The following is a 25728-nucleotide window of genomic DNA, read 5'->3' on the forward strand; positions in this document are numbered from 1 at the left end:
CTGTGAGCGGTACGTTGATAGGGTGTTTTACTTTAGGGCGCCAGCGTGCAAAACGTTGCGCTTATTGATAGCGATCTCGGCGAACCGCCCTTTTACATCCATTGCCAAGATAAGTCTGGCAAGGCGCTTTTGCGTAAGAGATTCACGCGCCTGACGCTAATGCAGTTTCTGGCGACATGTCCATCCTCCGCTGTTGCTATGGCGGCCTGTGCCGGCGCCCATGTTATGGCACGGCGTATCAGCGATATCGGCCATAAAGCAAAACTGCTCTCTCCACAATTCGTGCGTCCGTTTGTCAAAAGTAATAAAAATGACTTTGTCGACGCTGAAGCAATATGTGAGGCCGCATCGCGACCATCAATGCGTATCATCCAGCCGAGAACAGCGATTCAGCGGGCAATGCGAGCGCTGCATCGGGTCAGGGAATCACTCATCAGAGACAAGGTGAAACCCACCATGAATCCAAAATCAGTGTTGCAAAAATGGGGGTGAGCGTAGATTTTTTATTGGCATCGCCGTCGAGCCGGCGCCGATGGGGCGCCGCATAGTGACAGCGCTCAATAAAAACGGTACAAAAATACCCTCAATAGGAAGCGCGGCCATGATGGCGGCGCCGTTTGCCCAGCAGGAGTGATTTAGCATGTCGTCCGCCCTGACGTTACACCCCGTGCGCCGCTTTAGCGGCGAGATTAATCTGCCCGGCTCGAAAAGCGTTTCCAACCGCGCCCTGCTCCTGGCGGCACAGGCCCGCGGCGTAACGCGGCTGCATAACCTGCTCGACAGCGACGATGTGCGCTACATGCTCGATGCCCTTAAGGCGCTGGGCGTGCGCTATCAGCTGTCGGACTGCCGCACCCGCTGCGAGGTGCAGGGACTCGGGGGGACGCTGAGCGCCCACGGCGCGCTGACGCTGTTTCTGGGCAATGCCGGCACGGCGATGCGCCCGCTGGCGGCGGCGCTCAGCCTGGGGCAGCGCGATGTGATCCTGACCGGGGAGCCGCGCATGAAGGAGCGTCCGATCGCGCATCTGGTGACGGCCCTGCGGCTGGGCGGCGCGCACGTTGACTATCTGGAGAGCGAGGGCTATCCACCCGTGCGTCTGCGCGGCGGCTTTAACGGCGGTGACATCAGCGTCGACGGCTCGGTCTCCAGCCAGTTTCTGACCGCGCTGCTGATGGCGGCGCCGATGGCGGCAGAAGAAACCCGTATCACCATTCTGGGGGAGCTGGTTTCCCAGCCCTATATCGCTATTACGCTGGCGATGATGCGGGCGTTCGGCGTGGAGGTGGAGCATCACGACTATCGTCATTTCGTCGTGCGCGGGGGCCAGGTCTATCAGGCCGCGGGTGACTACCTGGTCGAAGGGGACGCCTCCTCTGCGTCATATTTCCTGGCCGGCGCAGCGATCGCCGGCGGCACCGTCCGGGTGACCGGGATTGGCCGTAACAGCATGCAGGGAGATATTCACTTTGCCGATGCGCTGGAGAAAATGGGGGCCCATATTGAGTGGGGCGATGACTATATCGCCTGCACCCGGGATAGCCTGTACGGCATCGATATGGATATGAACGCGATCCCCGATGCGGCGATGACCATCGCCACCACCGCGCTGTTTGCCAAAGGGCCGACGACTCTACGCAATATTTATAACTGGCGCGTTAAGGAGACCGATCGCCTGGCGGCGATGGCCTGTGAGCTGCAGAAGGTGGGCGCCGTGGTCGAGGAGGGGGCGGACTACCTGCGCATCGAGCCGCCGGCGCAGCTGCGGGCGGCGCAGATTGCCACCTACAACGATCACCGCATGGCCATGTGCTTTTCGCTGGTGGCGCTGTCGGACACGCCGGTGACCATCTGCGATCCCGGCTGCACCGCGAAAACCTTTCCCGATTACTTTAGCCAGTTTTCCGCGCTGTGCCACCCGCGCTAAGACGCGTTGGGGGTTAATCTGAAAAGCCGGCGTAGGCATACGCCGGCTTTTTGCTATCCGATCGCCCGCGGGGCGGCGTAGGCAATCGTTTGGGGGCGCCCGGTCTGCGTCTGCCGGCGCCAGTTTTTCCAGCAACCGTCTCCTCAAGGGTAACAGTTCGCCCGGTGGCAGCGTATAATGCCGCCGTATTTCACGCCCGCCGCTGAGCGTGTTAGGGAATGGTGCAGGTCCGGTGACGTCGCCATTCCCTAACATGTTTTCGCCGATCCGCGGGATCGGCGGTTCCAATTGAGAGGAGACAAGAATGACGGCGATAGTCCCGGTCATTACCGTAGATGGGCCCAGCGGCGCAGGTAAAGGAACGCTGTGCAAGGCGCTGGCACAGGCCCTTGGCTGGCATTTACTCGACTCCGGTGCGATTTACCGCGTGCTGGCGCTGGCGGCGCTGCACCATCAGGTGAATATCGATTCAGAAGAGGCGTTGGTTCCGCTGGCGGCGCACCTGGACGTGCGCTTTGACGCCGCCGAGGGCGATCTGCGGGTGATCCTGGAGGGGGAGGACGTCAGTACGGCGATCCGTACGGAAACCGTCGGCAACACCGCGTCGCGCGCGGCGGCCTTTCCCCGGGTGCGCGAGGCGCTGCTGCGTCGTCAGCGCGCGTTTCGCGAGACGCCGGGGCTGATCGCCGACGGTCGCGATATGGGCACGGTGGTCTTCCCCGATGCGCCGGTGAAAATTTTTCTGGATGCCAGCGCGCAAGAGCGCGCCCACCGCCGTATGTTGCAGTTGCAGGGAAATGGCTTTGATGTTAACTTTGAGAGTCTTTTAGCCGAAATTAAAGAGCGCGATTTCCGCGATCGCAACCGGGCCGTGGCACCGTTGGTCCCGGCGGCGGGGGCGCTGCTGCTCGACTCGACGACTCTGTCTATCGAGCAGGTTATTGCGCAGGCCTTGGCCCATGCGCGCCAGACGCTGGCGTAAGCGGGCATTCACGGCGGTGCGGCATAGCCGCAGTCAACGGGGCGGTGCGTTGTGATTTTTACGCGCTGTCTATTGTTGTTATTGATAAATTAGTTCGTTTAGCCGTGAAAAACGTTGTATAATTAGTACCCCTCGCCGCGATGGAATGCAGCCGAGGTATGTTAAACAACCCCGTCTGGCCGGATGCCGGATGGACGTTCAATTAAAGAATCCTGAAGATTATCAACATGACTGAATCTTTTGCTCAACTCTTTGAAGAATCCCTGAAAGAAATCGAAACCCGTCCGGGTTCCATCGTTCGTGGCGTTGTTGTTGCTATCGACAAAGACGTAGTCCTGGTTGACGCCGGTCTGAAGTCTGAGTCTGCCATTCCGGCCGAGCAGTTCAAAAACGCTCAGGGCGAACTGGAAATCGCGGTAGGCGACGAAGTTGATGTGGCTCTGGATGCAGTAGAAGACGGCTTCGGTGAAACCCAGCTGTCCCGCGAAAAAGCTAAGCGTCACGAAGCTTGGCTGATGCTGGAAAAAGCTTACGAAGACGCTGCAACTGTTACCGGTGTTATCAACGGTAAAGTGAAGGGTGGCTTCACCGTAGAGCTGAACGGTATCCGCGCGTTCCTGCCGGGCTCCCTGGTAGACGTACGTCCGGTGCGTGACACTCTGCACCTGGAAGGCAAAGAGCTTGAGTTTAAAGTTATCAAGCTGGACCAGAAGCGCAACAACGTTGTAGTTTCTCGTCGTGCTGTCATCGAGTCTGAAAACAGCGCAGAACGCGATCAGCTGCTGGAAAACCTGCAGGAAGGCATGGAAGTTAAAGGTATCGTTAAGAACCTCACTGACTACGGTGCATTCGTTGATCTGGGCGGCGTTGACGGCCTGCTGCACATCACTGACATGGCTTGGAAACGCGTTAAGCATCCGAGCGAAATCGTCAACGTTGGCGATGAAATCACCGTTAAGGTGCTGAAGTTCGACCGCGAGCGTACCCGTGTATCCCTGGGTCTGAAGCAGCTGGGCGAAGATCCGTGGGTCGCTATCGCCAAGCGTTATCCGGAAGGGACCAAACTGACCGGCCGCGTGACCAACCTGACCGACTACGGCTGCTTCGTTGAGATCGAAGAAGGCGTTGAAGGCCTGGTTCACGTATCCGAAATGGATTGGACCAACAAGAACATCCACCCGTCCAAAGTGGTTAACGTGGGTGACGTTGTGGAAGTTATGGTTCTGGATATCGACGAAGAGCGTCGCCGTATCTCCCTGGGCCTGAAGCAGTGCAAAGCCAACCCGTGGCAGCAGTTCGCTGAAACCCACAACAAGGGCGATCGCGTTGAAGGTAAGATCAAGTCAATCACTGACTTCGGTATCTTCATCGGCCTGGAAGGCGGCATCGACGGTCTGGTGCACCTGTCTGACATCTCTTGGAACGTTGCCGGCGAAGAAGCCGTACGCGAATACAAGAAAGGCGACGAAATCGCAGCCGTCGTTCTGCAGGTTGACGCAGAGCGTGAGCGTATCTCCCTGGGCGTTAAACAGCTGGCGGAAGATCCGTTCAACAACTACATCTCTCTGAACAAGAAAGGTGCAATTGTTACTGGTAAAGTCACCGCTGTTGACGCGAAAGGTGCTACAGTTGAATTAGCTGATGGCGTAGAAGGCTATCTGCGTGCCTCTGAAGCCTCTCGCGACCGCGTTGAAGATGCGACTCTGGTTCTGAACGTAGGCGACGAAGTCGAAGCCAAGTTCACCGGCGTTGATCGCAAAAACCGCGTTGTAAGCCTGTCTGTACGTGCTAAAGACGAAGCGGAAGAGAAAGATGCTATGGCTGCCGTAAACAGCCAGGACGATGCAAACTTCTCCAACAACGCTATGGCTGAAGCATTCAAGGCTGCTAAAGGCGAATAATGATGAGGGCGGCGTTAGCCGCCCTGTAACGGTAGTTAAGCTGCATCGTGCGCTCTCCCGTCATGGGAGACACAGCTTGGAGGATATATGACCAAGTCAGAACTCATTGAAAGACTTGCCAGTCAGCAGCCCCATCTGCCTGCTAAGGCCGTTGAGGATGCGGTAAAAGAGATGCTGGAACATATGGCAGCCACGCTCGCCGACGGTGAACGCATCGAGATCCGTGGTTTTGGCAGTTTTTCACTTCACTACCGTGCTCCCCGCGTCGGCCGTAACCCGAAAACCGGCGAAAAAGTGGAGCTGGAAGGTAAATACGTTCCCCACTTCAAACCGGGTAAAGAGTTACGCGATCGGGCAAACATCTACGCTTGATTGCGGATTGAATTGATTAAAATGGCGCCGAACGGCGCCATTTTTCTTTGTCGTCCCGCGCGCTCGTCCTCTCTCCCGTCTTTCGCTTCTCTCTCGCCCGTGAACGGCGTAGGTTTGCATTGGCGATAACGCTTTCTGCGCGCCGCTGCGCAGGCGTGTGCCTTGCCGGATTACCCAGGGCGCCTTTGCGTGCACACTTCCCGTTTTAACCTGCGGTGGAGTACGGATGGGGCTGCCGACGGCGTTATCTTATCTGGCGTGCGGTATGCTGCCGCTGCTGTGGCTGCCGACGCTGCCGTCGGGGCGCGCATCGGCGCTGCTGCTGGGCGTGGCGCTGCTGTGCCTGCTGCGGCGCGGCGGAGTGAGCCTGCGGATTGGGCTGCTGTGCCTGGGACTGCTGTGGGGCAGTGAACGGGGCCATCAGGCGCTGCGGCCGCTCGCCTACGCCGATCGCGCGGTGACCCTGGAGGGGCAGGTGGTGTCGGCGTCGCTGGCGAGCGCCACGCTGCGTCAGCCGGTTATTCTGCGGGTAACCCGTCTGGAGGGGCGGGCGGTGGCGCCGTTTCGCCTGCTGCTGCACTGGGACAGCCAGCGCTACCCCTTCGCGGCCGGGCAGCGCTGGCAGGTGGATGCGCTGCCGCGAGCGCTGCACGGCAGCCTGAACCCGGCGGGCTTCGATCGTCAGCGTCATTACCTGTCTCAGGACGTGGTGCTGAGCGCGACGCCGCGCGGCTATCGTCTGCTGGATTCCCGGCGCACGCTGCGCCAGCGGATCATCGATCTCGCCGTACGGCGCCTCGCCGGTCATTCAGCCCGACCGCTGCTGCTGGCGCTGCTGTTCGGCGAGCGGGGAGAGATAACGGCAGAGTCACGCACGCTGCTGCGCCAGAGCGGGACGCTGCACCTGCTAGCGATCTCCGGGCTGCATATTGCCCTGGCCGCCGCGCTGGCTCATGGGCTCTGGCGCGGGCTGGCGCTGATGTTACCGCTGCACTGGCAGACGCCGCGCCAGCCTTTGGCGCTGGCGGTGCTGGCCGCCTGGGGCTATGCCTGGCTGGCGGGCGTGCCACCGCCGACGCTGCGCGCCGCGCTGATGGTGACGCTGTATGCCCTGTGGCGCTGGCGCGGACGCCAGTCTACGCTGCGCGATGTGCTGACGCTGACCTTATCGCTGGGACTGCTAAGCGAGCCTCTGCTGCTGCTGTCCTCGGGCTTTTGGCTGTCGGTGAGCGCGGTGGCGTCGCTGCTGTTCTGGTCCGCCTGGCAGCCGCTGAGCGCTCGGCTGCGCGGGCCCTGCTGTGCGCCGCTGAGGTTACTGCACCTGCAGCTGGGGCTGCTGCTGCTGCTGTCGCCGCTGCAGCTGGCGCTGTTCCACGGAATCAGCTGGACCGCGCCGCTGGCCAATCTGGCGGCGGTGCCGCTGGTCTCGCTGGGCGTCATGCCTCTGGCGCTGGCGGGGCTGCTGCTGATGCTGGTCGGTTTACCGTGGGCGGGAGAGGGGGCGTGGGGCATGGCGCAGTGGCTACTCGAGGCGCTGCTGGCGCTGCTGCGTCGCTTGCCCGATGGCTGGCTGATGCCGAGCGGGCTCGCCCTGATGTATAGCGCGCTAGCGCTGGCGCTGGGCCTGCTGTGGTCGATTCGCCAAGGGGGGCGCGATCTGTGGCTGTTCTTGCTGTGCGGGCTGCTGGCCGGCGGAGGGGCGCTGCGTGGGCGCAGCGGCGGCGAGGGGTGGCGGGTCGATATGATGGACGTCGGTCACGGGCAGGCCATCGCGATCAGCCGTAACGGGCAGGCGCTGCTGTATGACAGTGGGGGGCGCTGGCCGGGCGGCGACGCGGCGCAGCAGGTCTTGCTGCCCTACCTGCGCTGGCAGGGACTCAGGCTGAGCGGGCTCATCATCAGCCATGCCGACAGCGATCATGCGGGAGGTCGGCGGACGCTGGTTCAGGCCTATCCCCTGGCCTGGGTCGCCTCGCCGGCACCGAACGATCTTCCGTGCCGGCGCGGTCTGCATACCTATTGGCAGGGGCTACGGATCGACTTCCTCTGGCCGCCGCGGGCGGTGGCCCGCCCGCGTAACAATGACTCGTGCGTCGTGCGTATCAGCGGGCCGGGAGGCGCGCTGCTGCTGACGGGAGACATTGAGGCCGACAGCGAGCGGGCGCTGTTGGCGGCGGGGACGCACCTGCGTGCCGAGGTGATGCAGGTTCCCCATCACGGCAGCCGCAGCTCCTCCGGCGAGGGGCTGCTGCAGGCGGTGCAGCCCGCCCTGGCGCTGGCGTCGGCCGCCCGTTACTCCCCCTGGCGCTTTCCTGCGCCGTCGGTGCGCCAGCGCTACGGTCAGCGGGGGATTGCCTGGCGGGATACCGCTCACGATGGGATGATTCGGGTGGATTTTTCTGCCGCCGGTTGGCGAGTCAGCACCCTGCGGCAGCAAATAGATCCGCATTGGTATCATGCTTGGTTTGGCGTTGACGGTCATAACGGGTAAAATAATCCGCTGTTTCATTCCTAACTGGTTCATTAAATGCTGAATGATAAAGATCTCTCGACCTGGCAGACGTTCCGTCGGCTGTGGCCGATGATCGCTCCCTTTAAAGCGGGGCTCATCGTGGCGTCGGTGGCGTTGGTGATCAACGCGGCCAGCGATGCCTACATGCTGTCGTTGCTTAAGCCGCTGTTGGACGACGGGTTTGGCAAGGCGGGGTCCGATATCCTTAAGTGGATGCCTTTTGCCGTTATCGGGCTGATGGTGCTGCGTGGACTCTCCGGCTTTGTCTCCTCGTACTGCGTGTCCTGGGTATCCGGCAAGGTGGTGATGAATATGCGCCGCGGCCTGTTTTCCCACATGATGGGTATGCCGGTCTCGTTCTTCGACCAACAGTCGACCGGTACGCTGCTGTCGCGTATCACCTATGACTCCGAGCAGGTGGCCTCCTCCTCTTCCGGTGCGCTGATCACCGTGGTGCGCGAAGGGGCTTCGATTATCGCGCTGTTCTGCCTGATGTTTTACTACAGCTGGCAGCTGTCGGTGATCCTGATCGTTTTGGCGCCGATCGTGTCGTTCGCTATCCGCTATGTCTCCAAGCGCTTTCGCAACATCAGTAAGAATATGCAGAGCTCCATGGGGCAGGTGACCGCCAGCGCGGAGCAGATGCTGAAAGGGCACAAAGAGGTGCTGATCTTCGGCGGACAGAAGGTAGAGAGCGAGCGTTTCAACAAGGTGAGCAACCACATGCGTCAACAGAGCATGAAGATGGTGACGGCGTCGTCGATCTCCGACCCGATCATCCAGCTCATCGCCTCATTTTCGCTGGCCTTCGTCCTCTACGCCGCCAGTTTCCCGAGCGTGATGGATACGCTGACCGCCGGGACTATTACCGTGGTGTTCTCTTCCATGATCGCCCTGATGCGCCCGCTGAAGTCGCTGACCAACGTCAACTCGCAGTTCCAGCGCGGTATGGCGGCCTGTCAGACTCTGTTCGCCATTCTGGATCTGGAGCAGGAGAAAGACGAAGGCAAGCGCGTGCTGACGGCCGATCACGCCAAAGGGGATATCCATTTCAAGCAGGTGACCTTTACCTATCAGGGGAAAGAAGTACCGGCGCTGCGTGATATCAGCCTGACCATCCCGGCCAGCAAGACGGTGGCGCTGGTGGGCCGCTCCGGTTCCGGGAAGTCGACCATCGCGCATCTGCTGACGCGCTTCTATGACATTCAGCAGGGGACGATCCTGATCGATGGACGCGATCTGCGTGAATATACCCTGAGTTCGCTGCGCGATCAGGTGGCGCTGGTCTCTCAGAGCGTGCACCTGTTTAACGATACCATCGCCAACAACATCGCCTATGCGCGTGATAATACCTACACCCGCGCGGAGATCGAGCATGCGGCGCGCTTGGCCTATGCGATGGACTTTATCGATAAAATGCCGCAGGGGCTGGACACCATCATCGGGGAGAACGGCGTGATGCTCTCCGGCGGTCAGCGCCAGCGCATCGCGATTGCCCGCGCGTTGCTGCGCGATTGCCCGATCTTGATCCTTGACGAGGCGACCTCGGCGCTGGATACCGAGTCCGAGCGCGCGATTCAGGCGGCGCTGGATGAGCTGCAGAAAAACCGTACCTCGCTGGTGATCGCCCATCGCCTCTCGACCATTGAGAGCGCCGACGAGATCCTGGTGGTGGAGGACGGCTGTATTGTCGAACGTGGCAACCACCGTACGCTGCTGGACAACGACGGCGTTTATGCTCAGCTCTACCGGATGCAGTTCGGCCAATGATCGCGCGGATCTGGTCTGGGCGTTCGCCGCTGTATCTGCTGCTGTTGCCGCTCTCCTGGCTGTATGGTCTGGTAGCGCTGCTGCGTCGCCAGGCCTACCGCTGCGGTTGGCTCCGGGTCTGGCGGGCGCCGCTGCCGCTGGTGGTGGTGGGGAACCTGACCGCCGGTGGCAACGGTAAGACGCCGCTGGTTATCTGGCTGGTCGAGCAGCTGCAGCAGCGTGGCTACCGGGTCGGGGTGGTATCGCGCGGCTACGGAGGCCGGGCCGCGCACTATCCGCTGGTGCTGGGGCCGGATACCCGTAGCGCAGAGTGCGGCGATGAGCCGCTGCTGATAGCCCAGCGCACCGGCGCCCGAGTGGCGGTGGCGCCGCAGCGCAGCGCAGCGGTGCAGGCGCTGCTGGCCCAGGGGCCGCTGGACGTGGTGATCACCGACGATGGCCTGCAGCACTATGCGCTGGCGCGCGATATGGAACTGGTGGTGGTCGACGGGGAGCGCCGCTTCGGCAACGGCTGGTGGCTACCGGCCGGGCCGATGCGCGAGCGGGCCGCCCGTCTGCGCAGCGTCGATGCGGTGATCGTCAACGGCGGTACGCCCCGATCCGGCGAGATCCCGATGTCGCTGGCCGGCCATACGCTGGTCAACCTGCGCAGCGGGGAGCGGCGTGCGGCGGCGCAGTTTGTGACGCCGGCCGTTGCCATGGCCGGGATCGGTCATCCGCCGCGCTTTTTTCACACCCTGACACAGCTGGGGATCCCGCTGCAGGCGACCCATGCCTTTGCCGATCATCAGGCGTATCAGGCGTCGGCGCTGGCGGCGCTGACGCCGCAGGCGCAGCCGCTGCTGATGACTGAAAAAGATGCGGTGAAATGCCGCGCCTTTACCCAAGACAACTGGTGGTATCTGCCGGTCAGTGCCACGCTGCCCGCGGAGGCCGGCGAGCGTCTGCTGGCGCGTATCGCCGCGCTGATGGCGGCGCGGCCGCGCGGTTAGGGCCGTCCGCGGCGCCGCAGGGGCGCCGTCGCGCCGGTCGTTTAGGCGGTAAATATTTTAAAAGGGAAATTTTTAGGCAAAAAACGGCTTGCTCAATCGCGGCGTTTATGCGTAAATGGTCGTGGCCTGTAAAACAGACCCGATTTATGTACGACATGAGAATAAAGCTGTTACTCTTTTAAGACGTTATCCTTGGTGATTCCGCTTGTTCGAGAACCCTCTTCTTAGTGCCACCCATAAGTTAGTTTCTGCATTCGGCCTAACCCCCCGATGGGGCAATTTCAGTTAAAATTTAAGGTAATTCAAATGTCTAAGAAGACTGGTCAGGTAAAGTGGTTCAACGAAAGCAAAGGCTTCGGCTTTATCGAGCAGCATGACGGCGGTAAAGATGTATTCGTACATTTCTCCGCCATCACCGGTGACGGTTTCAAAACGTTGGCTGAAGGCCAGCGTGTAGAGTACACCATTCAGGACAGCCCGCGCGGGCCGGCTGCCGCCAACGTTGTTGCGCTGTAATTACATCGCATAACGTGTGACAATGCACTTATCGTTAGCGCGGCGATGCGTTCGCCAGTGACGTGCATTGTCTCTCGAGAAAGCCCGCCTATTACGGCGGGCTTTTTGTATCTGTAATTCACCAAGGCTCATAGAGGTTGATAACGATAACTTGACAGAGCATGACCACCCCGAGGGCGTATGTCCGCGCGGGTGTACTGATAAGAAGGATAAGTAAAATGACATTAAAAATGGGTTTCGTGAAGTGGTATGACCCGAGTGCGGGTCTGGGCGTAATCTCTCCTCTGGATGGCGGTGACGATCTGTACGTCAGCCGGACCGGTATTGCCAGCGCGCGCAATAAGCTGCTGCGCGAGGGGCAGCGGGTCGAGTTTTCGACGCCGCGCGGTCGCCGCAGCCAGATGGCGGAAGATGTGATCGCCTACTGATGTACCGTGCAGCCAGCGTTTTCCCTACACGTCTCCACGCTGGCTGCTGATAGAGCCTTTCCCCCTCGCTCCCTCGCGCATTGATTCACCTGATTTTCGTCAACAGCTTCATGTTTTCAGATTTTGCGATGGCGCAGCGTCCTGATTTGCAGCATAGTGAATTACGCCGTGGCACGCGGATATTCGCCGGGTTGCGTTCTACGCTCCCGAGCTGTGCCAGCGGATGATTAATTCCCCCGAAGGGGGTATGCTAGCGCTACTTTTGGATAGCAAAATCAGTAGGACCCTTTACGCATGGATCACCGTTTACTCGAGATAGTTGCCTGCCCGGTATGTAACGGAAAGCTCTCTTTTAATCAGGAGCATCAGGAGCTCGTCTGTAAAATTGACCGTTTGGCCTTTCCGCTGCGCGACGGCATCCCCGTGATGCTGGAAAACGAGGCCCGAACCCTGCCGCTGGAAGAGAATTGATGAGTTTTATTGCCATTATCCCATCCCGATATGCATCGACCCGTCTACCGGGGAAGCCGCTGGCGGACATCGCCGGTAAGCCCATGGTGGTACATGTGATGGCCCAGGCCCTGGCCTCCGGCGCAGAGCGGGTCATTGTGGCGACCGATCACCCTGATGTGCAGCGCGCCGTGCTGCAGGCGGGGGGCGAGGTGTGTATGACACGCACCGACCACCATTCGGGGACCGAGCGACTGGCCGAGGTGATTGAACGCTGTGGCTTTGCCGATGACGACATCATCGTCAACGTACAGGGCGACGAGCCGCTGATCCCGCCGCAGATTATCCGTCAGGTGGCTGAGAACCTGGCGCGCTGTGACGCCGGTATGGCGACGCTGGCGGTACCGATCCACGATGCCGCCGAGGCCTTTAACCCCAACGCGGTGAAGGTGGTGCGCGACAGCCAGGGCTATGCGCTCTATTTCTCTCGCGCCGCCATTCCTTGGGATCGCGATCGCTTTGCCGTCTCGCAGAGTCAGATCGGGCAAACGTTTCTGCGCCACATCGGCATTTATGCCTATCGCGCCGGCTTTATTCGCCGCTATGTGAACTGGGCACCGAGCCAGCTTGAGCAGATTGAGATGCTGGAGCAGCTGCGGGTGCTGTGGTACGGCGAGAAGATCCACGTGGACGTCGCGCTGCAGGCGCCGGGCACCGGGGTGGATACCCCTGAGGATCTGGCCTGCGTTCGGGCGATCCTGGCGTCGCAGGGGCAGCACTGACTGTGCCTGCGGTGACGCGAGTTAACCTGAAAGCGTGCGATTGCACGCTTTTTTGATCTCAGCGCGTGTAGAGGAGCACATTCTCGCCCATGATAAAGTAATCCGGTGACGAAAAGGGTATGACGGATGGAGCAACTGAAAGCGGAGTTAAGCGCCGCGCTGGGGGAACCCGTGGGGCGCATGGTGCAAATCAGCGAGCAGCCCTATGCCCGCCTGTATGCGCTTTATACTCGCCAGGGCGCGGCTATCCCGCTGGTGGCGAAAAGCTATCTGTGCGGCGGCGTGGCGCAGCAGGAGGCCTATAAGCTCTCGATGCTGGCCCGTCAGGGGACCGTCCGCCTGCCCGCCGTATTCGGCGTACTGACGACGCAGCAGAGCCCGTTTCAGGAGGTGCTACTGATGGAGCGCCTGTCCGGGGTTGCCGCCGAGGCACCCGCCCGCACCCCGGCGCGCTGGGAGAGCCTGAAAGAGCAGATCGTTGAGGGAGTGCTGGGCTGGCACCGCATCGATAGCCACGGCTGCGTGGGCAACGTCGATAGCGTGCAGGAGAATGGCTGGGCCGCGTGGTATCAGCAGCGGGTGACGGTGATCGCCTCGCTGCTGGACGCGGCGCATATGGGGCCGTTAGCGATGCCCGTGCGACGGGCGCTGGTACGCAGTCAGACGCAGCTGACGGCGCTGTTTGCGGACTTTGATGATGGCGCGGTGCTGGTGCACGGCAACCTGACGCTGCGCAGCGTGCTGAAAGAGAGCCGTAGCGATCAGCTGCTGGCGATGCTGAATCCCGGCATGATCCTGTGGGCTCCGCGGGAGTACGATCTGTTTCGCCTGTGCGAAGACGACATGTCGGCCGATCTGCTGGGCTGCTATCTGCGCAAGGCGCCGGTCAGCGAGGCGTTTATGGCGCATCGCTGGCTATATATGCTGTGGGAGGCGGCCAACCGCTATCTGCACACGGGGGTCCAGGAGCAGGCGGTGCTCACCCGGGCGGCGCAGCAGCTGCTGCCGTGGCTGGGGTAAGATTATTATCGTTCATCGGCGCAGGTTCGCCGCGCCGTCAATCACTTTGAGGCTCTTGCGCATTGAAAATGATACGCCGTCTACCACTTTGATAGCGTGACGCAAACGTTTAACCGCGCTCTCGTCACACAGCGCCGCTGCCGTCGGCGATAAATGTGACGCCTTCCTCAATTCTCGTTTCATTTTATCCTGAATGCTGTTTTAGACGACAAATGCGCATGCTCTGTGCATGGTGATAACGTCAGCGTCCGACGAGTACGGGGCGCGGCAGATGCCATGATATCGGTGCGCACCATTACGGCGAGCACCTGAACCAGGGGAAGCGAATGCCTCTCGAATCGTAGCCGACGGCGGACGCCGTCGCGCCGTAAGGAGTGATGAGTCCATGAGCGTCATGAAGAATCCGCCAGCGGAAAGCGCTGCACAGCCTGTCGATGAAGTAGAGCGTAAGCTGCCTATCGTGCAGCTGTTTACCCTGGGACTGCAGCATGTGCTGGTGATGTATGCCGGCGCCGTGGCGGTGCCGCTGGTGATCGGCGGCAGCCTCGGCCTGCCCAAAGATCAAATCGCCTTTCTGATTAGCTCCGATCTGTTCTGCTGCGGCGTCGTGACCCTGCTGCAGTGCCTGGGGATCGGCCGCTTTGCAGGTATTCGCCTGCCGGTGATCATGTCGGTCACCTTCGCTGCCGTTACGCCGATGCTGGCGATTGGTGCCGATCCCACCATCGGCCTGACCGGGATCTTCGGCGCGACCATCGCCTCGGGGATTCTGGCGACCCTGCTGGTACCGTTAGTCGGGCGCCTGATGCCGCTGTTTCCCAACGTGGTGACCGGGGTGGTGATTACCTCCATCGGCATCAGCATTATGCAGGTGGGGATCGACTGGGCGGCGGGCGGCAAGGGGAATCCGGACTACGGCAGCCCGCTGTACCTGGGGACCTCGCTGCTGGTGCTGGTGTTTATTCTGCTGGTGACCCGCTATGCCAAGGGTTTTCTCGGCAATATTTCGGTGCTGCTGGGCATCGTCTTTGGTTTCCTGGTGGCGCTGTGGCTGGGGGAGGTCAGCTTTGACGGGCTGAGCGACGCCGCCTGGTTCGCACCGATCCACCCCTTTGCCTTTGGCTGGCCCACCTTTGAGCCGGTCTCCATCGTAACGCTGACGGTGGTGATGCTGATTACCTTTATCGAGTCGATGGGGATGTTTCTGGCGCTGGGCGATATCGTTGGCCGCCCGGCCAAGCAGCACGATATCGTGCGCGGACTGCGGGTGGACGGCATTGGCACCATCATCGGCGGTATGTTTAACAGCTTTCCGCACACCTCCTTTTCGCAGAACGTCGGCCTGGTGAGCGTGACCGGGGTCGCCAGCCGCTGGGTCTGCGTAATGTCCGGCGTCATTCTGCTGCTGTTCGGGCTGATCCCCAAGATGTCGGTGATCGTGGCCTCGGTGCCGCAGTTTGTGCTGGGTGGGGCCGGGATCGTGATGTTTGGTATGGTACTGGCCACCGGGATCCGTATTCTGGCACGTACGGATTTCAGCCATAATCGGTTTAATCTGTATATCGTCGCCATCAGCCTGGGGGTCGGGATGATCCCGACGGTATCGAGCCATTTCTTTAGCCAGCTTCCTCCCGCCCTGCAGCCGCTGCTGCACAGCGGCATCCTGCTGGCCAGCGTTAGCGCCGTCGCCCTGAACCTGTTCTTTAACGGCTATCAGCGCGATGAGCGGGTCGTCAAGATGCGCGCCGAGCGGCGGGCGGCTCGTCAGGCCGATTCATCTCGGGCCTCTTAGCCGGCGCAGGCGTTCAGATGCCGTAGGCCGCCGCTGGGGGCCATGGCACCGTTAAATCAGCCGCGGAGCGGCGCACAGCGGATGCGCTTGCCCGCAGAGGGGAAAGCGATGCACACGAAGAAGACGCTGGTGATTAAGAATGCCGATCTGCTGGTCACGATGGATGACCAGCGCCGGGAGATCCGCGGTGGCTGCATGCTGGTGGAGGGATGCCGCATTGTGGCGGTCGGCGGCAGCGAGCTGCTGGCCGCCGGCGCCGACGAGGAGCTGGATCTGCGCGGGCACGTGGTGATCCCGGGGATGGTCAACACCCATCACCATATGTTCCAGACCCTGACGCGTGCGCTGCCCGGCGCTCAGGACGCCGAGCTATTCTCATGGCTGGAGACGCTGTACCCGGTGTGGGGACGTCTGACGCCGGAGATGATCTCCATCTCGGCCCAGACGGCGATGGCGGAGCTGATGCTTTCCGGCTGCACGACCTCCAGCGACCACCTGTACCTGTTTCCCAACGGCTGTCGCCTGGATGACAGCATCGATGCGGCGCGTGAAATCGGCATGCGCTTTCACGCCTGTCGCGGCAGCATGAGCCTGGGACGCAGCCGCGGCGGCCTGCCGCCCGATGCGCTGGTGGAGCAAGAGGAGGCGATTCTGGAGGATTCGCTACGGCTGATCCAGTCCTATCATGATGCGGCGCGCTTTAGCATGCTGCGTATCGCGTTGGCGCCTTGCTCGCCCTTTTCCGTCAGTCGAGAGCTGATGAAAAAGAGTGCGCAGCTGGCGCGTCAGCACGGGGTCTCGCTGCATACCCATCTGGCGGAGAATGATAACGACGTCAGCTACAGTCAGCGCCACTTTGGCATGACGCCGGCAGAGTATGTGCGCGATCTGGGCTGGACCGGCCCGGACGTTTGGCATGCGCACTGCGTGAAGCTGGATGCGCAGGGGATCGATCTGTTTGCCCGTACCCAGACCGGGGTCGCCCACTGCCCATGCTCCAACATGCGTCTAGCGTCGGGGATCGCGCCGATCCGTCAGATGGTGGATGCCGGGGTGCCGGTCGGCATCGGCGTGGATGGCTCGGCCTCTAACGACGGCAGCTCGCTGCTGGCCGAGGCGCGTCAGGCGATGCTGCTGCAGCGGGTGGCCAGCGGGCCACAGGCCATGAGCGCGCGTGAGGCTCTGTGGCTGGCGACGCGGGGTGGGGCGCAGGTTCTTAACCGTGACGACATCGGTGCGCTGGCACCGGACATGGCGGCGGACTTTGTCGCCTTCGATCTGCGCGGCCTGGGCACCGCCGGCGCCCGTCACGATCCGCTGGCGGCGCTGGTGTTCTGCAATCCGGGCAACGTGGCCCTCAGCGTGATCAATGGCCGGGTGGTGATCCGCGACGGCCAGCTACAGACGATCGATCTGCCGCAGGTGATCGCGAAGCACAACCGCCTGAGCACGCTGCTGCTGCACCCCGATCCGCTGTAGCCCTAGCGGGCGCGCCACAGCCAGCGGCGGCACAGCAGGTAGGCCGTCGCCGGCAGCAGTAGCAGGCAGGCGGCGGCGGTCAGCAGCGCCGCCGTAGTGCCAAGACCGGTGGTCCAGGCAAAAAAGAACCCTAGCATGCTGACGGTTTCCAGCGGGCTGCCGTTCAACGCAGCGTTCTGCGGCTTGGCGAGCGCGTCGAACAGCAGCACCTGCCCCTCAAAGGTTAACAGTGCGACGGCCAGGCTGTAGAGGCGAGCGCGCCGCCGCGTTAAGGTCCGTAGGTTCATTTCTCCTCCGTCGGTGCCGCCGTGCGCCGATCCTGAGCCTGTCCCGTGAGCGCCTGCCAGAGGCGCCCCAGCGTTTCATACCCGGCGCGTTCGCTGTGCCCCAGATAGAGCGGAGAGGGGAGCCAGCGCTCCCAGGGATTGAGCGGGCTGGCGATCGCCATCTGGTTGGCCGGCGCCGGAATCGGATCGAGCCCCTGATGATGGAAAAAGCCCAGCGCCCGTGGCATATGGTTGGCCGAGGTCACCAGAATCAGCGGCGCGTTACCGACGACGCCTGCGACGGCCCGCGCCTCCTGGCCGGTATCCCGGGGACTGTCCAAAACGATAATACGCTGTTCATCGATGCCCAGCGAACGCGCCACCCGCGCCGCGACCTCGGCGCTGCTGAGCGGGTTCCCCTGCGCCGCTGCGCCGGTAAAGATAAGCTGCGCCTGTGGGTTCAGGGCGAGCTGGCGAACGCCCTCGATCACCCGCGGCAGGCTGTTGCCGATCAGGTTGGAGCTGGGCGCCCACTGCGGGTTATAGGTGTAGCCGCCGCCGAGCACCACCACATAGCGGGCCTGATGTGGGCCGTTCAGGGTCGGGTAGCGGTTCTCCAGCGGGGCGAGCAGGCGATCGGCCAGCGGTTGCATGCTCAGCAGGAGAATACCCAGCCAAGCGAGCGAAACAAGGACTTTTCCTATTCGCTGACGGCGAGTGAACCAAAGCAGCGCCAGGCCGAGCGCGCAGAGCGACAGGAGCAGCGGCAGCGGTAATAGCAGCATGCCGACAAATTTTTTGAGCTCAAATAGCATGACAACCGTCTCTTTTGGATGAAAAAACGCCATTCGCGTCGAATATCAGGCTGATGATATTCATTCTACGATAGCCTGTGTCAAAATGTACCTTTGATTCTTTGGACCTCGCGCGGCGGCTAACCGCGCGGCCCGAAGGGGGCTGGCCAGCCTAAGTCACCCGGCGTGCGGAGTGGGGAGTATGCAGGATCGTAATTTTGACGATATCGCGGAGAAGTTTGCGCGTAATATTTATGGCACCACCAAGGGGCGTATCCGTCAGGCGGTTCTGTGGCAGGATTTGGAAACCCTGCTGGCCGGTTTACCGCAGCGCCCGCTGCGCATCCTGGACGCCGGCGGTGGGCAGGGGCAGATCGCCTGCCAGCTGGCGGCGCGCGGTCACCGGGTGATCCTGTGTGATATTTCGGCGCAGATGCTACAGCGTGCGGCGCAGCACGCCGAGGAGCAGGGTGTTAGCGCGCGCATGGAATTGGTACAAAGTCCGGCGCAGGAGATGCATCGCCATTTGGCTGAGCCGGTGGATCTGGTATTGTTTCATGCCGTCCTTGAATGGGTGGCACAGCCGCAGGCGGTGTTGGCGGCGCTGGAGAAATGCCTGGCGCCGGGCGGCGCGCTGTCGCTGATGTTCTATAACTACAACGGGTTGCTGATGCTGAATACCCTGGTGGGGAATATGGAATATGTGAAGCTCGGCATGCCAAAGCGCAAGCGGCGTTCGCTCTCGCCCGACCATCCGCTGGATCCCGCGCAGGTCTATGGCTGGCTGGAGCAGCTGGGGCTGACCATCAGCGGTAAGACCGGGGTGCGGGTATTCCATGACTATCTGCGGGATAAGACACAACAAATCGGGGCCTTTGACGATCTGCTGGCGCTGGAGCAGCGCTATTGTCGTCAGGAGCCTTTTGTAAGTTTGGGGCGCTATATTCACGTGATGGCGCACAAAGGTGACATGAAGGATCCATTATGAGCGATTTTTCCCAGACGGTACCGGAGCTGGTTGCCTGGGCGCGCAAAAATGATTTCGCCTTAACGCTCTCGACCGAGCGGCTGGCCTTTTTGCTGGCTATCGCTACCCTGAACGGCGAGCGTTTGGACGGCGAAATGAGCGAGGGGGATCTGGTCGACGTATTCCGTCATGTCAGCAAGACATTTGAACAGACGCACGAAACCGTCACCCAGCGCGCCAACAATGCGATTAACGATCTGGTTAAGCAGCGCCTGCTTAACCGCTTTACCAGCGAGCTGGCGGAGGGGAACGCCATCTATCGCCTGACTCCGCTGGGGATCAGTATTTCCGACTACTATATCCGTCAGCGCGAGTTTTCCACCCTGCGTCTGTCGATGCAGCTCTCTATCGTGGCACAGGAGCTGCGGGCGGCGGGGGACGCGGCAGAAGAGGGCGGCGATGAGTTTCATTGGCACCGCAACGTGTTTGCGCCGCTGAAATATTCGGTGGCGGAGATCTTTGACAGCATCGATCTGACCCAGCGGCTGATGGATGAGCAGCAGCAGGGGGTTAAGCGCGATATCGCCGGGCTGCTCACCCAGGACTGGCGGGCGGCGATCTCCAGCTGCGAGCTGCTGCTGTCGGAAACCTCTGGTACCCTGCGCGAACTGCAGGATACCCTGGAGGCGGCGGGGGACAAGCTGCAGGCCAACCTGTTGCGCATCCAGGATGCGACCCTGGGGCAGGAGGCGCTGGGCTTTGTCGATAAGCTGGTGTTCGACCTGCAGGCCAAGCTGGATCGTATTATCAGCTGGGGGCAGCAGGCGATCGATCTGTGGATCGGCTATGACCGCCACGTACACAAATTTATTCGTACGGCCATCGATATGGATAAGAACCGGGTCTTCGCCCAGCGTCTGCGCCAGTCGGTGCAGGGGTATCTTGAGGCGCCCTGGGCGCTGACCTACGCCAACGCCGATCGGCTGCTGGATATGCGCGACGAAGAGCTGATGCTGCTCAATGCCGAGGTGACCGGCGAACTGCCGCCCGACTTGGAGTTTGAGGAGTATTCCGAGCTGCGTGAGCGGCTGGCGGCGTTGATCGAGCAGGAGCTGCAGGTCTACCGCCAGGAACAGCGGCCGCTAGATCTGGGGCGGGTACTGCGCGAATACCTGGCGCGCTATCCACGCCAGCGCCATTTCGACGTGGCAAGAATTTTGGTTGACCAGGCGGTGCGCCTGGGTGTAGCCGAAGCAGATTTTAACGGATTGCAGGCCCAGTGGCAGGCGATCAATGAGTACGGAGCCAAGGTGCAGGCCCATGTCATCGACAAATACTGAAAATACTATGCCGGCCAAGCTGGCACAGGCGGTGTTTAATCCGCTGTTTCCCGCGCTGGACAGTCAGCTGCGCGCCGGGCGCCATATCGGCATCGACGATCTGGACAATCACGCCTTCCTGATGGATTTCCAGGAGGAGCTGGAGCTGTTTTACGGGCGCTATAGCGTTGAGCTGATCCGCGCGCCGGAGGGCTTCTTCTATCTGCGTCCCCGCTCCACGACCCTGATCCCCCGCTCGGTGCTGTCTGAGCTGGACATGCTGGTGGGCAAGATCCTCTGTTACCTCTACCTCAGCCCGGAGCGGCTGGCCCATGAGGGGATCTTCAGCCAGCAGGAGCTGTATGACGAGCTGCTGACCCTGACCGATGAGAGCAAACTGCTCAGGCTGGTTAACCAGCGCTCGACCGGCTCCGATCTGGACCGCCAGAAGCTGCAGGAGAAGCTGCGTACCTCGCTGAACCGCCTGCGCCGGCTAGGAATGGTGTTCTTTATCGGGAGTGACAGCGCCAAGTTCCGCATCACCGAGGCGGTGTTCCGCTTCGGCGCCGACGTACGCGCCGGCGACGATGCACGCGATGCCCAGATGCGCCTGATCCGCGACGGCGAGGCGGTCACGCTGGAGCCATCGCTGGCGCTCAATGACGGCCCGGCGGACGACGCGCAGGCGGAACACGAATCCGAGGATGCAGAGGATGAACAGGAATGATTGAACGCGGTAAGTTTCGCTCGCTGACCCTGGTTAACTGGAACGGCTTCTTTGCCCGAACCTTCGATTTGGACGAGCTGGTGACCACCCTCTCCGGCGGCAACGGGGCGGGAAAGTCCACCACCATGGCGGCATTTGTGACCGCCCTGATCCCGGATCTGACCCTGCTGCATTTCCGCAACACCACCGAGGCCGGAGCCACCAGCGGGTCGCGCGATAAGGGCCTGCACGGCAAGCTGCGCCCCGGGGTGTGCTATGCCGCGCTGGACGTGGTGAACTCCCGCCACCAGCGGGTGCTGGTCGGGGTACGCCTGCAGCAGGTGGCTGGCCGCGATCGCAAGGTGGATATCAAACCCTTCGCCATTCAGGGGCTGCCGACGGCGTATCAGCCGACCCAGCTGCTGACTGAGACGGTGGGCGAGCGCCAGGCGCGCGTGCTGCCGTTGGCTGAGCTGAAAGAGCGGGTAGAGGCGATCGACGGGGTACAGTTCAAGCAGTTCAACTCGATTACCGACTACCATGCGCTGATGTTCGATCTCGGCGTGGTGCCACGTCGCCTGCGCTCGGCGGCGGATCGCAGCAAATTCTACCGGCTGATTGAGGCCTCGCTGTACGGTGGGATCTCCAGCGCGATCACCCGTTCGCTGCGCGACTACCTGCTGCCGGAGAACGGCGGGGTGCGTAAGGCGTTTCAGGACATGGAGGCGGCGCTGCGCGAGAACCGCATGACGCTGGAGGCGATCCGGGTAACCCAGTCCGACCGCGATCTGTTTAAGCACCTGATCAGCGAGGCCACCGCCTATGTTTCGGCGGACTATATGCGGCATGCCAACGAGCGGCGCAGCCATCTGGATCAGGCGCTGCAGCTGCGTCGCGAGCTGCTCGGCGGGCGGCGACAGCTGCTGAGCGAGCAGTATCGCCACGTGGAGATGGCGCGCGAGCTGGAGGAGCAGAACGGCGCCGAAGCGGATCTGGAGACCGATTACCAGGCGGCTAGCGACCACCTGAATCTGGTGCAGACCGCGCTGCGTCAGCGGGAGAAGATCGAACGCTATCAGGGCGATCTGGAGGAGCTGAGCTACCGTCTGGACGAACAGAGCGAGGTGGCGGCCGAAGCGCAGGAGCAGTATGAGTCCTGGCAGGAGCGCAGCGAGGCGGCGGAGGCCGAGGTCGATGAGCTGAAGAGCCAGCTGGCCGACTACCAGCAGGCGCTGGACGTACAGCAAACGCGGGCTATCCAGTATCAGCAGGCGCTGCAGGCGCTGGCGCGGGCGCAGACGCTGTGCGCTCTGCCGGCGCTGAGCGCCGACGACGCGGAAAGCTGGCTTGAGGACTTTCGCGCCCGAGAAGAAGAGGCGACCGAGCTGCTGCTGCAGCTGGAGCAGAAGCTGAGCGTGGCCAATGCGGCGCACAGCCAGTTTGAGGAGGCCTACCGCCTGGTGGCCCGGGTGGTGGGCGAGGTTAGCCGCAGCGACGCCTGGCAGGCCGGGCGCGCGCTGCTGCGCGAGTGGCCTGCACTACAGCATCAGGCCCAGCGCGTTGCGCCCATCGGCGCCCGCCTGGCCGAGCTGGAGCAGCGGCTGAATGCCCAGCAGGATGCCGAGCGGCTGCTGCAGGAGTGCGTTAAGCGCAGCGGGCGCGACTGTGACGCGCAGCAGCTGGACGCCCTGCAGGCCGAGCTGGAGGCGCAGATCGACACTCTGACCCAGCAGGCGGCCGACGCCGGTGAGCGCAGCATGGCGCTACGTCAGGAGCTGGAGCAGATCGCCGAGCGGGTCGGCGCGCTGAGCGCGCGGGCACCGGCGTGGCTCGCCGCCCAGGAGGCGCTGAATGCCTTGGAATCGCAGTGCGGCGAAACGCTGGAGGACAGCCGCGCGGTGACCGACCAGATGCAGCAGCTGCTGGAGCGCGAGCGCGAGTACACCGTCGAACGCGACGAGGTTGCCGCCCGTAAGGGGGCCCTGGAGCGGGAGATCGAGCGCCTGAGCCAGCCCGGCGGTGCCGAGGATGCCCGACTGATCGCGCTGGCAGAGCGCTTTGGCGGCGTGCTGTTGTCGGAGATCTACGACGACGTCACGCTGGACGATGCGCCCTACTTCTCGGCGCTGTATGGGCCGTCGCGCCACGCCATCGTGGTGCCGGATCTGGCCGCGGTGCGCGCGCAGCTGGCGGGGCTGGAGGAGTGCCCGGAAGATCTCTATCTGATCGAGGGGGATCCGCAGTCCTTCGACGACAGCGTTTTTGCCGTTGAAGAGCTGGAGAAGGCGGTGGTGGTGAAGATCGCCGATCGCCAGTGGCGCTACTCCCGTTTCCCATCGCTGCCGCTGTTTGGCCGTGCGGCGCGAGAGAGCCGTCTGGAGACGCTGTACGCCGAGCGCGAGGCGCTGGCGGAGCGTTATGCCACACTGTCGTTTGACGTACAGAAGATCCAGCGTCTGCACCACGCCTTCAGCCGCTTTATCGGCAGCCATCTGGCGGTGGTATTTGACGATGATCCGGAGCAGGAGCTGCGCCAGCTGCAGCAGCGTCGGGGGGAGATTGAGCGCGAGTTCGCCGGTCAGGACGCCCAGACCCAGCAACAGCGTCAGCAGCTGCAGCAGGCGCGCGAGCTGGCCGGGCTGCTGAATCGCCTGGTGCCCCAGGCGGCGCTGCTGACGGATGAAACGCTGCCCGATCGGGTCGATGAACTGCGTGAGGAACTGGAGCAGGCGCGCGATGCGGCGCGCTATCTACAGCAGCACGGCGCCACGCTGGCGGCGCTGGAACCGGTGATCGGCGTGCTGCAGAGCGATCCGCAGCAGCATGAGCAGCTGCAGCAGGATTACCAGCAGGCGCTGCAGCGTCAGCGCCTGACCAAGCAGCAGGCCTTTGCCCTGACCGAGGTGGCGCAGCGTCGCGCCCATTTCAGCTATAGCGATGCGGTGGGAATGCTGAGCGAAAACGCCGACCTCAACGAGCGTTTGCGTCAGCGTTTGGAGCACGCCGAGGCCGATCGCAGCCGCAGCCGCGAGCAGCTGCGTCAGCATCAGGCCCAGCTGGCCCAGTATAATCAGGTGCTGGCGTCGCTGAAGAGCGCCTTCGATGCCAAGCGTGACATGCTGCAGGAGCTACAGCAGGAGATGCAGGATATCGGCGTAGCGGCGGATGCGAGCGCCGAGGCGCGGGCCCGTACGCGCCGCGATGAGCTGCACGCCGCCCTGAGTGAAAACCGCAGCCGGCGCAATCAGCTGGAGAAGCAGATCACCATCTGCGAGGCGGAGATGGAGTCGCTGATCAAGCGGCTGCGTAAGGCTGAGCGCGATTACCACCTGATGCGAACCCAGGTGACCCAGGCCAAGGCGGGCTGGTGCGCGGTGATGCGTTTGGTGAAGGATAACGGCGTCGAGCGCCGTCTGCACCGGCGTGAGCTAGCCTATATGGATGCAGACGAGCTGCGCTCCATGTCGGATAAGGCGCTGGGCGCCCTGCGTCTGGCTGTGGCGGATAACGAGCACCTGCGCGACGTGCTGCGCCTGTCGGAGGACCCGAAGCGTCCCGAGCGTAAGGTACAGTTCTATGTGGCGGTCTATCAGCATCTGCGGGAGCGTATCCGCCAGGATATTATCCGCAGCGACGATCCCATCGATGCCATTGAGCAGATGGAGATCGAGCTGGCGCGCTTGACGGAGGAGCTGACGGCGCGCGAGCAGAAGCTGGCCATCAGCGCCCGCAGCGTGGCGAACATCATCCGCAAGACCATTCAGCGCGAGCAGAACCGTATCCGCATGCTGAACCAGGGGCTGCAGTCGGTGGCCTTTGGCCAGGTCAACAGCGTGCGTCTGAACGTGAATGTGCGCGACAGCCACGCCATGCTGCTGAACGTGCTCTCCGAGCAGCAGGAGCAGCATCAGGATCTGTTCAACAGCAACCGCCTGACCTTCTCAGAGGCGCTGGCCAAGCTGTATCAGCGCCTGAATCCGCAGATCGATATGGGACAGCGGACGCCGCAGACCATCGGTGAGGAGCTGCTGGACTACCGCAGCTACCTGGAGATGGCGGTGGAGGTGAACCGTGGATCGGACGGCTGGCTGCGTGCGGAGAGCGGGGCGCTGTCAACCGGTGAGGCGATCGGTACCGGGATGTCGATCCTGGTGATGGTGGTGCAGAGCTGGGAGGAGGAGTCACGCCGCCTACGCGGTAAGGATATCTCCCCCTGCCGACTGCTGTTCCTGGATGAGGCGGCGCGTCTTGACGCCAAGTCCATCGCGACGCTGTTCGAGCTGTGTGAGCGGCTGGAGATGCAGCTGATCATCGCCGCCCCCGAGAATATCAGCCCGGAAAAAGGCACCACCTATAAGCTGGTGCGTAAGGTGTTCAACCATACCGAGCACGTGCACGTGGTGGGGCTGCGCGGCTTTAGCGCCGCGGCGGAGGACGAGGGCGGGCGCACGGCGCAGCCGCTGGAGGATACCTCGGCCTGAGGGCGCGCGCTGGCGCACCGCGTCGTCGTCTGACGGCGTCTCGACGGCCCGCCCTGCGCGGGCCGTTATCTTTTGGGCCATAAATGTTGGCGGGGCGGGGAATGTCTGAAAGCGTGGAGGCGTGCTTGTCTTCGGCCGCCTGTGACGGGCATGATGTCATAAAGTGTCATAAATCTTCGCCTGCGATACTTTTTCCCCTCGTCTTTTTTTTTGGCAAAATAGCAACATAGTCATGTTGCCTATGCCTGCGGCGTGGGCGTGACCGGATCGGA

21 protein-coding genes and 1 pseudogene are annotated in these 25728 nt (G+C 62.2%); 19 read left to right on the forward strand and 3 right to left on the reverse strand.

Annotation, left to right across the window (positions count from 1 at the left end; translation table 11 throughout):
* Positions 1-45: 45 nt before the first annotated feature.
* The 13 genes and pseudogenes from QY76_RS17910 to QY76_RS09470 all read left to right on the forward strand — a co-directional run.
* Positions 46-489 (forward strand): annotated as a pseudogene (locus QY76_RS17910) (transposase); the annotation flags it as partial.
* Between the two features lie 151 nt (positions 490-640).
* Positions 641-1927, forward strand: coding sequence for a 3-phosphoshikimate 1-carboxyvinyltransferase (aroA, locus tag QY76_RS09420; RefSeq protein WP_045424504.1), 1287 nt, complete (start codon positions 641-643; stop codon positions 1925-1927).
* Between the two features lie 304 nt (positions 1928-2231).
* On the forward strand, positions 2232-2909 hold the full coding sequence (cmk, locus tag QY76_RS09425) for a (d)CMP kinase (RefSeq protein WP_034162464.1): 678 nt from the start codon (positions 2232-2234) through the stop codon (positions 2907-2909).
* A 227-nt stretch (positions 2910-3136) separates the two neighbouring features.
* Positions 3137-4810, forward strand: coding sequence for a 30S ribosomal protein S1 (gene rpsA, locus QY76_RS09430; RefSeq protein ID WP_012849007.1), 1674 nt, complete (start codon positions 3137-3139; stop codon positions 4808-4810).
* Positions 4811-4897: 87 nt separating this feature from the next.
* Entirely contained in the window at positions 4898-5182 is a 285-nt protein-coding gene (gene ihfB, locus QY76_RS09435; RefSeq protein ID WP_012849006.1) for an integration host factor subunit beta, read from the forward strand.
* A gap of 226 nt (positions 5183-5408) precedes the next feature.
* Entirely contained in the window at positions 5409-7673 is a 2265-nt protein-coding gene (locus QY76_RS09440; RefSeq protein WP_034162463.1) for a DNA internalization-related competence protein ComEC/Rec2, read from the forward strand.
* Between the two features lie 36 nt (positions 7674-7709).
* Positions 7710-9464, forward strand: a complete 1755-nt coding sequence (gene msbA, locus QY76_RS09445; RefSeq protein WP_034162462.1) for a lipid A ABC transporter ATP-binding protein/permease MsbA — start codon at positions 7710-7712, stop codon at positions 9462-9464.
* A complete protein-coding gene (gene lpxK, locus QY76_RS09450; protein ID WP_034162461.1) occupies positions 9461-10456 on the forward strand; it encodes a tetraacyldisaccharide 4'-kinase in 996 nt (331 codons plus the stop codon). Before msbA ends, lpxK begins: the two co-directional genes overlap by 4 nt.
* Positions 10457-10762: 306 nt before the next feature.
* Positions 10763-10972, forward strand: a complete 210-nt coding sequence (locus QY76_RS09455; RefSeq protein WP_005296986.1) for a cold-shock protein — start codon at positions 10763-10765, stop codon at positions 10970-10972.
* Positions 10973-11190: 218 nt separating this feature from the next.
* Positions 11191-11400 carry a cold-shock protein gene (locus QY76_RS09460; RefSeq protein ID WP_034162460.1) on the forward strand — a complete coding sequence of 70 codons (210 nt, stop codon included), beginning with the start codon at positions 11191-11193 and terminating at the stop codon, positions 11398-11400.
* A gap of 294 nt (positions 11401-11694) precedes the next feature.
* Entirely contained in the window at positions 11695-11871 is a 177-nt protein-coding gene (locus tag QY76_RS17915) for a Trm112 family protein (protein ID WP_071844152.1), read from the forward strand.
* Complete coding sequence (kdsB, locus tag QY76_RS09465; protein ID WP_034162459.1) at positions 11871-12632, forward strand: 3-deoxy-manno-octulosonate cytidylyltransferase; 762 nt, start codon at positions 11871-11873, stop codon at positions 12630-12632. The genes QY76_RS17915 and kdsB overlap by 1 nt, the downstream gene beginning before the upstream one ends.
* Positions 12633-12758: 126 nt before the next feature.
* Positions 12759-13652: a YcbJ family phosphotransferase gene (locus tag QY76_RS09470; protein WP_049648791.1), complete on the forward strand. Its 894-nt coding sequence runs from the start codon at positions 12759-12761 to the stop codon at positions 13650-13652.
* Between the two features lie 12 nt (positions 13653-13664).
* On the opposite strand, the gene QY76_RS18965 is transcribed toward QY76_RS09470, so the two are convergent.
* The gene (locus tag QY76_RS18965) at positions 13665-13835 is read right to left on the reverse strand and encodes a hypothetical protein (protein WP_158409689.1); all 171 of its coding nucleotides are present in this window, start codon (positions 13833-13835) and stop codon (positions 13665-13667) included.
* A 202-nt stretch (positions 13836-14037) separates the two neighbouring features.
* Between QY76_RS18965 and QY76_RS09475 the strand changes: the two genes are divergently transcribed.
* Both QY76_RS09475 and QY76_RS09480 read left to right on the forward strand, forming a co-directional pair.
* Complete coding sequence (locus tag QY76_RS09475; RefSeq protein WP_034162457.1) at positions 14038-15444, forward strand: nucleobase:cation symporter-2 family protein; 1407 nt, start codon at positions 14038-14040, stop codon at positions 15442-15444.
* A gap of 108 nt (positions 15445-15552) precedes the next feature.
* A complete protein-coding gene (locus tag QY76_RS09480) occupies positions 15553-16923 on the forward strand; it encodes an 8-oxoguanine deaminase (RefSeq protein WP_045424514.1) in 1371 nt (456 codons plus the stop codon).
* Positions 16924-16925: 2 nt separating this feature from the next.
* On the opposite strand, the gene QY76_RS09485 is transcribed toward QY76_RS09480, so the two are convergent.
* Together QY76_RS09485 and elyC are read right to left on the reverse strand one after the other, a co-directional pair.
* Complete coding sequence (locus tag QY76_RS09485) at positions 16926-17210, reverse strand: hypothetical protein (protein WP_045424516.1); 285 nt, start codon at positions 17208-17210, stop codon at positions 16926-16928.
* Positions 17207-18004: an envelope biogenesis factor ElyC gene (gene elyC, locus QY76_RS09490; protein WP_034162709.1), complete on the reverse strand. Its 798-nt coding sequence runs from the start codon at positions 18002-18004 to the stop codon at positions 17207-17209. The genes QY76_RS09485 and elyC overlap by 4 nt, the downstream gene beginning before the upstream one ends.
* Before the next feature lie 181 nt (positions 18005-18185).
* Between elyC and cmoM the strand changes: the two genes are divergently transcribed.
* From cmoM to mukB, 4 genes are read left to right on the forward strand one after another with little or no spacing between them, the layout of a single operon-like run.
* A complete protein-coding gene (cmoM, locus tag QY76_RS09495; RefSeq protein WP_034162455.1) occupies positions 18186-18971 on the forward strand; it encodes a tRNA uridine 5-oxyacetic acid(34) methyltransferase CmoM in 786 nt (261 codons plus the stop codon).
* Positions 18968-20290, forward strand: a complete 1323-nt coding sequence (mukF, locus tag QY76_RS09500; protein ID WP_034162454.1) for a chromosome partition protein MukF — start codon at positions 18968-18970, stop codon at positions 20288-20290. The genes cmoM and mukF overlap by 4 nt, the downstream gene beginning before the upstream one ends.
* Positions 20271-20996: a chromosome partition protein MukE gene (gene mukE, locus QY76_RS09505; RefSeq protein WP_034162453.1), complete on the forward strand. Its 726-nt coding sequence runs from the start codon at positions 20271-20273 to the stop codon at positions 20994-20996. Before mukF ends, mukE begins: the two co-directional genes overlap by 20 nt.
* Complete coding sequence (gene mukB, locus QY76_RS09510) at positions 20993-25456, forward strand: chromosome partition protein MukB (protein WP_045424519.1); 4464 nt, start codon at positions 20993-20995, stop codon at positions 25454-25456. The genes mukE and mukB overlap by 4 nt, the downstream gene beginning before the upstream one ends.
* Positions 25457-25728: the final 272 nt, after the last annotated feature.

Origin of the sequence: Edwardsiella sp. EA181011 (assembly GCF_000800725.1) — a bacterium.
Classification (GTDB): Bacteria; Pseudomonadota; Gammaproteobacteria; order Enterobacterales; family Enterobacteriaceae; genus Edwardsiella; species Edwardsiella anguillarum.